A 12201-nucleotide genomic window follows, 5' to 3' on the forward strand; every position below is an offset into this window, starting at 1 on the left:
GACGTAATTATTGCTGCTGAGTCATCACATCGCCCAGCTTGATTTTGGCATCTTTACGCAGGTTGCTCATCATGGCTTCGAAAGCAATCTGAGCATTGTTCTGGGTAATGCCCTGAACCATCGCCTTCTTCTGCGCTTCTGGCAGGGTACCGGCTTTTACTTCGTCCAGCGCCAGCAGAACAACGTTACCCTGCATATCGGTGGTGGTGCCGAAGCTTGGTTTGTCCTTCGCAGGCAGAGTCAGGCCAAACGCAGCCTGGCTGATGGGGTCCTGACCGGTACGGCTCAGCGTTTTCGCTTCACCGAAGCTCAGGCCTGCTGCTTTCAGCGCATCGTCTTTGCCCGCTTTCAGATCAGCCAGAATCTTCTCAGCATCCAGTTTCGCCTGCTGTTCCGCTTTGTTGTGCTTAACCTGAGCGGCAACCTGATCCTTCACTTCTGCCAGCGGTTTGACCGCTTCCGGCTTGTGCTCGCTGACGCGCAGCACGAACGCACGGTCACCGTCGACGGTAATGATGTCAGAGTTGCTGCCTGGCGTGCCGTTCTCGCCCACCAGACCACCGTTAAAGATGGCGTCTGAAACCGGTTTAAAGTTCAGCTCTTCCGGCAGGTTGTCACGACCAAACCAGCCCGTCTCAACCGCTTTCACCCCAGCAGCCTGCTCAGCACCCGCCAGCGATTCGTTGTAGTTGCTGGCGGCATCGCTCACCTTCTGTTGAAGTGCGTAGTAGGCATCGAGCGCTTTTTCCTGTTTCACTTTCGCCGCGATATCATCACGAACGTCAGCCAGCGGCTTGGTTTTCGCCGCGGTGATGTCGTCCAGACGCGCGACCAGGAAACCAACGGAAGACTTAATGACACCAGAAAGCTGGCCTTTCTCTTTCAGACCCGCATTTTTCAGTTCGTCCGGCGTGGTTGCGTCTTCCAGCCAGCCCATATCACCGCCGTTTTTGGCAGAGATAATATCGGTGGATTTTGCTTTCGCGAGGGTGGCGAAATCAGCCCCTTTATTCAGCTCATCCAGTACCGCTTTGGCGTCAGCCTCGGTTTTAGTCTGAATCACGCTGTAGCGGTTACGCTGCGGCTGAGTGAACTGATCCTGATGCTGATCGTAGTAAGACTGAATTTCTGTATCAGACGCCGTTTCCTGCAGCCCGGCAGCATCCAGCTTGATGTAGCTCACGCGGAACTGCTCTGGAGAAACGAAGGTATTTTTGTTCTGCTCGTACCAGGCGTTCAGTTCCGCGTCGCTGACCTGCTGTTTGGCCGCCAGGGCGTTAACATCAATGGTCGCTTCACGGACAACGCGCTGCTGCGCCACCAGCGCGGCCAGCTCTTCCGTCTCACCTTTGAGCATGAAATCGGTGCCCACAACGGCATTGATAAGCTGCTGAGTGGTCAGTTGGTTACGCAGCGCCTGAGCGTATTGGTCAGCCGTCATACCCATCTGGTTGACGATGCTATTGTAACGGGCGTTGTCGAATTTACCGTTTGACTGGAAGGCCTGAGTGGCGAAGATCGCTTTTTTCACCTGCTCATCGCTGATGCCAAGACCCAGCTTTTTGGCATACTGATCCAGCAACGCTTCGTCGATAAGACGGTTCAGCGTCTGTTGGCGCAGGGTCTTCATATACCCTTCATTCGCCGCCAGTTCAGAGAATTGGTCGCCCAGCTGTTGCTGCATACGGTTACGTTCACCGGCAAAAGCATTCTCGAACTGACCACGGCTGATCTCCTGGCCATTCACTTTTGCGGCATAGTTCGCGCCACCGCCAATAAGGTAACTGCTCACGCCGGTCAATATGAACGACACGATAATGATACCGAAAATAATCTTGAGCACGAGACTGTTAGCAGCCGTGCGTAAGCTGTCCATCATGGTGTAACAACACTCCGCTGTAGGTGACTGGTTACCTGACGCTGACGGAAAATCCTGCCCGTCGCGCGTAAAGGCGTATTGTGACAAGAAAACGGGGCGATTGTCAGCCCACAACTCGCATAAACTCGCACAAATCAGGTCTGGACAAACAAAAAAGGCACATCAAATGATGCGCCCTTGTACTTTCCGGCTTCCCTGAAACGGGAAAGCAATCAATTTACTGCGTCTTTCAGCGCTTTACCTGCACGGAAACCCGGCACTTTAGCAGCAGCAATGGTGATCTCTTTACCGGTCTGAGGGTTGCGGCCAGTACGGGCAGCACGCTCTTTAACAGCAAAAGTACCGAAGCCTACCAGTGCAACGTCGTCTCCAGCCTGCAGAGATTCAGTAACAGAAGCAATTAATGCATCTAACGCACGTCCAGCTGCAGCTTTAGAAATATCAGCACCAGCAGCAATTTTGTCAATCAGTTGAGATTTATTCACTGTTCTCTTCCTCTCTTTATAATTTATATCGCGCCTGAGTCCTTCACAACGCGACCGCGCAGCAGTTATATCAGGCCTGCCATGACCTTACAACACCCGTTGTTGATGGCTGACCTAATCAGCAATCTAAATTAGCTATACAAAAAAAGGCTGGCAAGTGCGAAATGCCTTACCAGCCTTGTTTTTATTGACGCTCTTTGCGCGAGGTCACTATTTTGCGGTTACAACCTGCATTCCGGACGGCTCATTCTGCAATGCGAGAGTAAGAACTTCCTCAATTCGCTTAACAGGATGAATCTGCAGATCGGCAATCACGTTGTCCGGAATCTCTTCCAGATCGCGTTTATTCTCGTAAGGAATCAATACGGTTTTGATCCCACCACGGTGTGCCGCCAGCAGTTTTTCTTTTAACCCGCCGATAGGCAGAACCTGACCACGCAGGGTGATTTCACCGGTCATTGCCACATCAGCGCGTACCGGGTTGCCTGTCAGACAGGAGACCAGCGCCGTACACATGGCAATACCCGCGCTTGGACCATCTTTCGGCGTCGCCCCTTCCGGGACGTGAACGTGGATGTCGCGTTTTTCGTAGAAATCCGGGTTAATCCCCAGTTTTTCCGCGCGCGCGCGCACCACGGTCAGCGCCGCCTGAATGGACTCCTGCATCACTTCACCCAGCGAGCCGGTGTAGGTCAGCTTGCCTTTACCCGGTACACAGGCGGTTTCGATGGTCAGCAGATCGCCGCCCACTTCCGTCCATGCCAGACCGGTCACCTGGCCTACGCGGTTTTCATTATCCGCACGACCGTAGTCGAAGCGCTGAACGCCCAGGTAGGCATGCAGATTGTCGCCGTTGATCACAATGTGTTTCAGGCTCTTATCCAGCAGCAGCTGTTTCACCGCCTTGCGGCACAGTTTAGAGATTTCACGCTCAAGGCTACGCACGCCCGCTTCACGGGTGTAATAGCGAATGATGCCGATAATCGCGCTGTCCTCGACAGTCAGTTCGTTGGCTTTCAGTGCGTTACGCTCAATCTGTTTCGGCAGCAGGTGCTGTTTCGCGATATTCAGCTTCTCGTCTTCGGTGTAACCGGAGAGGCGGATCACTTCCATACGGTCCAGCAGCGGGGCCGGAATGTTCATGGAGTTGGAGGTTGCCACGAACATCACATCGCTCAGGTCGTAGTCCACTTCCAGGTAGTGATCGCTGAACGCCACGTTCTGTTCTGGATCAAGTACTTCCAGCAGTGCAGAGGCCGGATCGCCACGCATGTCCGAAGACATTTTGTCGATCTCATCAAGCAGGAACAGCGGGTTTTTAACGCCCACTTTCGCCATTTTCTGGATCAGTTTACCCGGCATAGAACCGATGTAGGTACGACGGTGACCGCGGATTTCCGCTTCATCGCGTACGCCGCCCAGCGCCATACGGATATACTTACGTCCGGTCGCTTTGGCGATGGACTGTCCCAGAGAGGTTTTACCCACCCCCGGCGGTCCTACCAGACACAGAATTGGGCCTTTGATTTTGTTTACACGGCTTTGTACCGCGAGGTACTCAAGAATGCGGTCTTTCACGCGTTCCAGGCCGTAGTGGTCGGTATCCAGGATCTCCTGCGCCTGACGCAGGTCTTTTTTGACCTTGCTGCGGGCGTTCCACGGAACCTGCACCATCCACTCAATGTAGCCGCGTACGACGGTTGCTTCAGCCGACATTGGAGACATCATTTTCAGCTTCTGCAATTCTGCTTCGGCTTTCTCTTTCGCCTCTTTCGGCATCTTCGCCGCGTCGATTTTACGCTTCAGCGCTTCGTTTTCGTCCGGCGCGTCGTCCATCTCGCCGAGCTCTTTCTGAATCGCTTTCATTTGCTCATTCAGATAGTACTCACGCTGAGATTTCTCCATCTGCTTTTTGACGCGGTTGCGAATACGTTTCTCAACCTGCAGCAGATCGATTTCAGACTCCATCATCGCCATCAGGTATTCCAGACGTTCGTTAACGTCCGACATTTCCAGCACGGACTGTTTGTCAGCCAGCTTCAGCGGCATGTGTGCTGCGATGGTGTCCGCCAGACGCGCGGGATCGTCGATGCTGTTCAGCGACGTCAGCACTTCTGGTGGGATTTTTTTATTCAGCTTGATATAGCCTTCAAACTGGCTAATTGCGGTGCGCACCAGCACTTCCTGCTCGCGCTCATCAAGCTCAGGCGAATCAAGGTACTCTGCCTTGGCAGAGAAGTGTTCGCCGTCATCTGACAGAGTGGTAATACGCGCACGCTGCAGCCCTTCGACCAGCACCTTCACGGTGCCGTCAGGCAGCTTCAGCATCTGCAAAATAGAGGCCACGGTCCCGACGGTGAAAAGATCGTTTACACCCGGCTCATCCGTCGATGCTTCTTTCTGTGCTACCAGCATGATTTTTTTATCATGATCCATGGCGGCTTCGAGGCAACGGATAGATTTTTCCCGCCCTACAAACAAGGGTATGACCATGTGCGGATAAACCACCACATCGCGCAACGGCAATACGGGGATTTCAATGCGTTCAGAACGCTCAGGATTCATAGAGCTCTCTCTTAGTTTAGTGTCCGCCAGGTAAGCTGGTCATGTCACTGTACTTCACATAACCATTAACATGTATCCAGTATATGGGGATGTTTCCCACACATTCAACGCTATGAATACGGAAAAAGTAAAGGGGAGATAAAATCCCCCCTTTTTAATTAACTGCTTGTATGATTTGGTGAATTATTCGCCAGATGCCTGCTGGGCTTCCGGTTTACCGTAAATCAGCAGCGGCTTGGTTTGGCCGCTGATTACGGACTCGTCGATAACCACTTTCTCAACATCTTCCATCGACGGCAGATCGTACATGGTATCGAGCAGCGCCGCTTCAACGATTGAACGCAGACCACGCGCACCGGTTTTACGGATCATCGCTTTCTTAGCAATCGCATCAAGCGCTTCGTCACGGAATTCAAGGTCAACCCCTTCCAGATTGAACAGCGCCTGGTACTGCTTGGTCAGCGCATTTTTCGGCTCTTTCAGGATCTGAATCAGCGCCTCTTCACTCAGCTCATTCAGCGTGGCCACAACGGGCAGACGGCCAATGAACTCAGGAATCAGACCGAATTTGATCAGATCTTCAGGTTCAACCTGCGAAAGCAGTTCACCTTCGTTCGGTTTTTCGGACGAGGCTTTTACCGTTGCGCCGAAACCAATGCCGGAGCCGGTTTCAACACGGTGGGAAATGACTTTATCCAGACCGGCAAACGCACCGCCACAGATGAACAGGATCTTGGAGGTATCAACCTGCAGGAACTCCTGCTGAGGATGCTTACGCCCCCCCTGCGGTGGAACGGCGGCAACCGTACCTTCGATCAACTTCAGCAGCGCCTGCTGCACGCCTTCACCCGACACGTCGCGGGTGATGGACGGGTTGTCTGATTTACGGGAGATCTTGTCGATCTCATCAATATAAACAATGCCGCGCTGTGCTTTCTGTACGTCGTAATCGCACTTCTGCAGCAGTTTCTGAATGATGTTCTCAACGTCTTCACCCACATAACCGGCTTCGGTCAGGGTGGTGGCATCGGCCATGGTAAACGGAACATCCAGCAGGCGCGCCAGGGTTTCCGCCAGCAACGTTTTACCGGAACCCGTCGGTCCGATCAGCAGGATGTTACTTTTACCCAGTTCTACGCCATTACTGGTGTCGCCGTTACGCAGACGTTTGTAGTGGTTATATACCGCTACCGCCAGCACTTTCTTCGCCTGCTCTTGTCCGATGACATAGTCGTCAAGGTGATGACGAATTTCATGCGGCGTTGGCAATGCGCTACGCTCACGGTGCGGCGCAACTTCTTTAATCTCTTCGCGAATGATGTCGTTACATAAATCAACACATTCGTCGCAGATATACACGGACGGCCCGGCAATCAGTTTACGCACTTCATGCTGGCTTTTGCCGCAAAAAGAGCAGTACAGCAGTTTGCCCGAACCATCTTTGCGTTTATCTGTCATGAGTCCAAACCTCTTTTTAAGTTCTTTGTGCCGCACATGACGACGCAAATGCCATTCTAAGACGCGTACTGCTTAAAGCAGCGTGCCGCCCTACCTTAGTATAGCGGCACACTCGCGTCGCGGGCATCAATTACGATGGGTCAATACGGAGTCGACTAAGCCGTACTCAACTGCCTCTGGAGCAGAGAGGAAGCGATCGCGCTCGGTATCGCGCTCGATCTGCTCGAGAGATTGACCTGTATGCTGCGCCATAAGTTCATTCATGCGCGCTTTTACTTTCAGAATTTCGCGGGCGTGGATTTCGATATCCGTCGCCTGCCCCTGGTAACCACCCAGCGGCTGGTGAATCATCACACGGGAGTTAGGCAGGCAGAAACGCTTACCTTTCGCCCCTGCGGTTAACAGGAAGGCACCCATGGATGCAGCCTGACCCATACAGATCGTGCTGACATCTGGCTTGATGAATTGCATGGTGTCATAAATGGACATACCCGCCGTAATCACACCGCCTGGCGAGTTGATGTACAGGTAAATGTCTTTTTCCGGGTTTTCCGCTTCCAGGAACAGCATCTGCGCTACGATCAGGTTAGCCATATGGTCTTCTACCTGGCCGGTCAGAAAGATAACGCGTTCCTTGAGCAGACGGGAATAGATATCGAAAGAACGCTCACCACGTGAGGTCTGTTCAATAACCATTGGCACCAGCGCCATATGGGGTGCAAAGTTATCTCGTTCGCCACTGTATGACATTTCCGTCTCCTGGTTCAAAATTGAAAACACCTGCTGTACTGATTGTAACCTTATGGACGGATTATCAGCCAGTCTCAATCATCGTGATTACATACTTATGGGGTTCGCCACGCCCTATTTCAAGCATAACAACCTTTTGTTGTAACGCTAACACTGAAAGGGCGTTTTAGCACCCTTCCAGGACTAAAGCTGCGATAAAAAAAAACCGTCGCCGGAGGGCAACGGGTTTTTTGGTCAAACTTTAAACCGTTAGGGCGTTATTACGCCTGCTGGTTCATCAGTTCGTTGAAAGAGGTCGCTTTTTCGGTCACTTTCGCTTTCGCCAGAACCGCTTCAACAGCCTGCTCTTCCAGTGCGACGTTGCGCATGTTGTCCATCAGCTCTTTGTTCTTACCGTAGAACTCGATCACTTCTGATGGATCTTCGTATGCAGAAGCCATCTCTTCGATCAGGCCTTTCACGCGCTCTTCGTCAGCTTTCAGCTCGTGGGTACGAATCACTTCGCCCAGCAGCAGGCCAACAACAACGCGACGTTTCGCTTGCTCTTCAAACAGCTCGCGTGGCAGTTCCATCGCTTGCTGCTGGTTGCCACCAAAACGCTGTGCAGCCTGACGGCGCAGCACGTCGATTTCGCTGTCGATCAGGGCTGCAGGAACGTCGATATCGTTCGCTTTCACCAGACCTTCAATCGCCTGAGATTTCACACGGTTACGCACAGCACCGTTCAGCTCGCGCTCCATGTTTTTACGCACTTCGGTACGCAGGCCAGCAACTGAACCATCTTCCACGCCGAAACGCTTGATGAATTCTTCAGTCAGTTCTGGCAGTTCGCGCTCTTCCACTTTCTTCAGGTTGATCACGAACTTCGCTGCTTTACCTTTCAGGTTTTCAGCGTGGTATTCTTCAGGGAAGGTCACGTCGATAGTGAACTCTTCGCCAGCCTTGTGGCCTTTGATACCGTCTTCGAAGCCTGGGATCATACGACCCTGGCCCATTGCCAGTACGAAGTCAGACGCTTTGCCGCCTTCAAACTCTTCGCCGTCTACAGAACCGGTGAAGTCGATGGTCACACGGTCTTCCGCGTCAACAGCGCCTTCTTTCTCTTTCCAGTTCGCCTGCTGCTTGCGCAGGGTGTCCAGCATGCCGTCAACATCTTCGTCAGTCACGGAGACAATCGGTTTTTCAACTTCGATAGATTCCAGACCTTTCAGCTCAACTTCCGGGTACACTTCGAACTCTACGGAGTAAGTGAAGTCTTCGCCCAGTTTGTATTCGCCTGGAACGTAGTTTGGCGCGCCGGCCGGATTGATTTTTTCTTTGATGATCGCATCAATAAAGTTGCGGCTCATCAGTTCACCCAGCACATCCTGACGCACAGAGGCGCCATAACGCTGAGCAACAACATTCATTGGAACTTTGCCCTTACGGAAGCCGTCAATACGTACTTTTTTTGCTACGTTGACCAGCTCGCTTTTCACAGCAGTTTCGATGCTGTCAGCAGCGATAGTAATCGTTACACGGCGGCCAAGGCCTTGAGTGGTTTCAACTGAAACTTGCATCTTGTTACCTCAAAAAAATCACAGTGCTCGGTCAACTCTGAATCTGTCTGTTATACCGGGATGCTCTCTTAGTGCAGATTCACATTCCCTGTCGCCAGAATCATCCCGAAGACATTCAATAAGACGCGGCATTATAGCGGCATCACTTAGGTGAGTCGAGAACGGTTGGGGCATGTTGCTGCGGCTTTTTTCACACTTTAAGGCTATTTTTAGCCTTAAAATCGCTCCATCCGCTCAAAACTCAGACAAAACAAAACGGCCCGGAGGCCGTTTTGAGGAAATCTGTAAGCAACATACTGGAAAAGCTCCAGCCGTTGCAAATCCGATTTATCAGGCGATGGTGCCTGCACCGCGACACGGCGGTGATGCGAAAACCGTATCCTGCAAGCCTTCCCATTCCTTAATGGTGTAGGTATGCAGTGCCAGCGCATGCACGGTGGTGGAGAGTTCTTCCGTCAAGGTGCTGTAGATCAAGCGGTGTCGGTTCAGGAAACGTTCTCCCGTGAAGCGATCGCTAACCAGAACCACTTTGAAGTGGCTTTCAGAACCTGCCGGCACGTTATGACGATAGCTCTCGTCGACGACTTCGAGGAACACAGGGTTGAACGCTGCCCTTAATTTATCTTCTATCTGCTCACGTATCATCATGAAATTACTCCTCCGACAACGCCAGGATGTCACCCATCCCTTTAAATGTTAGCCGCTTTTACCGTTTCCATTACACCTTGACAACAAATATTTAGCTTTCGTCTGATTTTCTCATTCAAACGAATGAAGTTCATTGCGAGACTCATACCTTTCGTCATTCGCGAGAGGAGAAAATGGGTGAGTTGGTCAGTTTTCGGACAAGGCGATGAATTTACATGCGTTGACCACTTCCCCTGGCCGTTAGCGATGTTATGATGACGGCAATTTTTCTCTTTATATGCTTACGATTCGTTGAGAACCCGAAAATGTTAAAAAAACTCTTCTTTCCGTTGGTAGCCCTTTTTATGCTGGCAGGCTGTGCAACCCCGCCTACCACCATTGATGTCTCACCAAAAATTACGCTGCCTCAGCAGGATCCAAGCCTGATGGGCGTCACCGTGAGCATTAACGGTGCCGATCAGCGTCAGGACCAGGCTCTGGCAAAAGTGACCCGCGATAACCAGCAGGTAACCCTGACCGCGTCCCGCGACCTGCGTTTCCTGCTGCAGGAAGTGCTCGAGAAGCAAATGACCGCTCGCGGCTATATGATTGGCCCAAGCGGTGCGGTTGATCTGCAGATCATCGTTAACAACCTGTACGCAGACGTGTCTCAGGGCAACGTGCGTTACAACATCGCGACCAAAGCGGATATCGCCATCAATGCTACCGCAAAAAACGGTAATAAGATGACCAAAAACTACCGTGCGAGCTACTCTGTCGAAGGCGCGTTCCAGGCATCGAATAAAAATATTGCTGATGCGGTTAACAGCGTGCTGACGGATACCATTTCCGACATGGCGCAGGACACCAGCATCCACGACTTCATCAAGCAGAACGCACGTTAATCCTGCCGACTGACCCGGTGCTTCACCGGGTCAGTTCATAAGAACATGTCCAGCCATTACTTACGCATTTTCCAGCAACCGAAATCAGCGATTCTGCTGATCCTCGGCTTTGCCTCGGGTTTACCTCTCGCGCTCACCTCCGGCACGCTTCAGGCGTGGATGACGGTCGAAAATATTGACCTTAAAACCATCGGTTTCTTCTCGCTTGTCGGTCAGGCCTATGTCTTTAAGTTCCTGTGGTCTCCGGTCATGGATCGCTACACGCCACCTTTCCTGGGACGTCGTCGCGGCTGGTTAGTGATGACGCAAGTCTTGCTGCTGCTGGCCATTGCGGCGATGGGTTTTCTTGAGCCGACCACACAGCTTCGCTGGATGGCCGCGCTTGCGGTCGTGATTGCCTTCTGTTCCGCCTCCCAGGATATTGTCTTTGACGCCTGGAAGACGGACGTTTTGCCTGCGGAAGAGCGCGGCGCCGGTGCCGCAATCAGCGTGCTGGGCTATCGCCTCGGGATGCTGGTCTCCGGGGGACTGGCACTGTGGCTGGCTGACCGTTACCTCGGCTGGCAGGGTATGTACTGGCTGATGGCCGCCCTGCTTATCCCGTGCATTATCGCGACGATCTTTGCTCCCGAACCGAGCGATGTCATTCCGGTTCCCCGCTCGCTGGAGCAGGCCGTGGCCGAACCGCTGCGCGACTTTTTTGGTCGCAACAATGCCTGGCTGATCCTGCTGCTCATCGTCCTTTATAAGCTAGGGGATGCGTTCGCCATGAGCCTGACCACCACCTTCCTGATACGCGGTGTCGGTTTTGATGCCGGTGAAGTGGGTGTGGTAAACAAAACGCTGGGACTGTTTGCGACGATTGTGGGCGCGCTGTATGGCGGCGTGCTGATGCAGCGCCTGACCCTGTTTCGCGCGCTACTGATTTTCGGCATCCTTCAGGGAGCCTCTAACGCGGGCTACTGGCTGCTGTCGATTACCGATAAACATATGATCAGCATGGCCGCGGCGGTGTTCTTCGAGAACCTCTGCGGCGGCATGGGCACCGCGGCATTTGTTGCCCTGTTGATGACGCTTTGCAATAAATCATTTTCCGCTACGCAGTTTGCGTTGCTCTCGGCGCTCTCTGCCGTGGGTCGCGTGTACGTTGGACCGATTGCGGGCTGGTTCGTGGAAGCCCACGGCTGGCCAACGTTTTATCTCTTCTCTGTCGTGGCTGCCGTGCCGGGAATTTTATTGCTGCTGGTCTGCCGTCAGACGCTGGAATATACGCAGCGGACCGAACACTTTATGCCGCGCACCGAATATCATACCGCCTACCGTTTTGCGTTACGTCTGTTAATGGTGGGCTGCGTTGCTCTGGCACTCTGGCTTGTGGTGCTGATTATTAACGCCAGCACGTCACTGGCACTCCCGTTCGAAGCGCTTCTTCTGGACGCGGGCGCCCTGCTGGCTATTGCCGGGATCCTGACCGGGGGTCTGCTCGATTTCATGGCGTTGCGTAAAACGCAGATGACCTGAAGAAAAATGCGAAAGGTTATTTCCCGTTGTAATCACCAACCGAAATTATAACGGCGAAATAGCCAGCGCCCCCCAAAAAATATTTGTTGTTTTGTGCGGGATAGGATTTGGAAATTATTGGCTCCAGTTCCAAAACGCTATTTTTCATTAAACGATTCAGCATCCGATAGTTTGATTTTTCGTTTTTTAGATGTCTTTTTATTGATAATTAATTGTTAATTTTTTGTTTATTTTTAACAATGGTTATACCAATTGCCCCTTTTAGGGTATGCTTGGGGGTCCTTTCGTTATAAAGCCCACGCCATGCGGCTTCTGTCATAAAAACCGACATAATTTGCAACACTTGTGACACGTGCGGCAGAACCCGGTAACACCTTCCTGACACAGGCCTAATGATGTTTACAGTAATGTAACCTTCCCGTAAAATGCCCGCACACTTTAAACGCCACCAG

The 12201-nt window shown here is 52.3% G+C and carries 9 protein-coding genes; 2 read left to right on the top strand and 7 right to left on the bottom strand.

Annotated elements, in window-relative coordinates; all coding sequences use genetic code 11:
- Positions 1-7 precede the first annotated feature (7 nt).
- The 7 genes from ppiD to bolA form a co-directional block, all read right to left on the bottom strand.
- Entirely contained in the window at positions 8-1879 is a 1872-nt protein-coding gene (ppiD, locus tag ACOTXR_RS07460; RefSeq protein WP_058690560.1) for a peptidylprolyl isomerase, read from the bottom strand.
- A gap of 212 nt (positions 1880-2091) precedes the next feature.
- Positions 2092-2364 carry a nucleoid-associated protein HU-beta gene (hupB, locus tag ACOTXR_RS07465; RefSeq protein WP_002444653.1) on the bottom strand — a complete coding sequence of 91 codons (273 nt, stop codon included), beginning with the start codon at positions 2362-2364 and terminating at the stop codon, positions 2092-2094.
- A 210-nt stretch (positions 2365-2574) separates the two neighbouring features.
- Complete coding sequence (lon, locus tag ACOTXR_RS07470) at positions 2575-4929, bottom strand: endopeptidase La (RefSeq protein ID WP_014882775.1); 2355 nt, start codon at positions 4927-4929, stop codon at positions 2575-2577.
- Between the two features lie 183 nt (positions 4930-5112).
- Positions 5113-6387, bottom strand: coding sequence for an ATP-dependent protease ATP-binding subunit ClpX (gene clpX, locus ACOTXR_RS07475; RefSeq protein WP_014882774.1), 1275 nt, complete (start codon positions 6385-6387; stop codon positions 5113-5115).
- 126 nt (positions 6388-6513) lie between these two features.
- A complete protein-coding gene (gene clpP, locus ACOTXR_RS07480) occupies positions 6514-7137 on the bottom strand; it encodes an ATP-dependent Clp endopeptidase proteolytic subunit ClpP (protein WP_014069126.1) in 624 nt (207 codons plus the stop codon).
- 260 nt (positions 7138-7397) lie between these two features.
- Positions 7398-8696, bottom strand: a complete 1299-nt coding sequence (gene tig / locus ACOTXR_RS07485; RefSeq protein WP_014882773.1) for a trigger factor — start codon at positions 8694-8696, stop codon at positions 7398-7400.
- 330 nt (positions 8697-9026) lie between these two features.
- On the bottom strand, positions 9027-9344 hold the full coding sequence (bolA, locus tag ACOTXR_RS07490) for a transcriptional regulator BolA (protein ID WP_013095855.1): 318 nt from the start codon (positions 9342-9344) through the stop codon (positions 9027-9029).
- A gap of 305 nt (positions 9345-9649) precedes the next feature.
- Between bolA and ACOTXR_RS07495 the strand changes: the two genes are divergently transcribed.
- Both ACOTXR_RS07495 and ampG read left to right on the top strand, forming a co-directional pair.
- Positions 9650-10228, top strand: coding sequence for a lipoprotein (locus ACOTXR_RS07495; RefSeq protein ID WP_058690559.1), 579 nt, complete (start codon positions 9650-9652; stop codon positions 10226-10228).
- A gap of 45 nt (positions 10229-10273) precedes the next feature.
- Positions 10274-11749, top strand: coding sequence for a muropeptide MFS transporter AmpG (gene ampG, locus ACOTXR_RS07500; RefSeq protein WP_023332233.1), 1476 nt, complete (start codon positions 10274-10276; stop codon positions 11747-11749).
- Positions 11750-12201 lie beyond the last annotated feature (452 nt).

Origin of the sequence: Enterobacter cloacae complex sp. IR53030, assembly GCF_049238365.1 — a bacterium.
Lineage (GTDB): Bacteria > Pseudomonadota > Gammaproteobacteria > Enterobacterales > Enterobacteriaceae > Enterobacter > Enterobacter kobei.

Excerpts from the sequence above, each read along its gene's own strand:
- ppiD (WP_058690560.1), bottom strand. The coding sequence starts at position 1,879 with ATGATGGACAGCTTACGCACGGCTGCTAACAGTCTCGTGCTCAAGATT.
- lon (WP_014882775.1), bottom strand. The coding sequence starts at position 4,929 with ATGAATCCTGAGCGTTCTGAACGCATTGAAATCCCCGTATTGCCGTTG.
- clpX (WP_014882774.1), bottom strand. The coding sequence starts at position 6,387 with ATGACAGATAAACGCAAAGATGGTTCGGGCAAACTGCTGTACTGCTCT.
- clpP (WP_014069126.1), bottom strand. The coding sequence starts at position 7,137 with ATGTCATACAGTGGCGAACGAGATAACTTTGCACCCCATATGGCGCTG.
- tig (WP_014882773.1), bottom strand. The coding sequence starts at position 8,696 with ATGCAAGTTTCAGTTGAAACCACTCAAGGCCTTGGCCGCCGTGTAACG.
- bolA (WP_013095855.1), bottom strand. The coding sequence starts at position 9,344 with ATGATGATACGTGAGCAGATAGAAGATAAATTAAGGGCAGCGTTCAAC.
- ACOTXR_RS07495 (WP_058690559.1), top strand. The coding sequence starts at position 9,650 with ATGTTAAAAAAACTCTTCTTTCCGTTGGTAGCCCTTTTTATGCTGGCA.
- ampG (WP_023332233.1), top strand. The coding sequence starts at position 10,274 with ATGTCCAGCCATTACTTACGCATTTTCCAGCAACCGAAATCAGCGATT.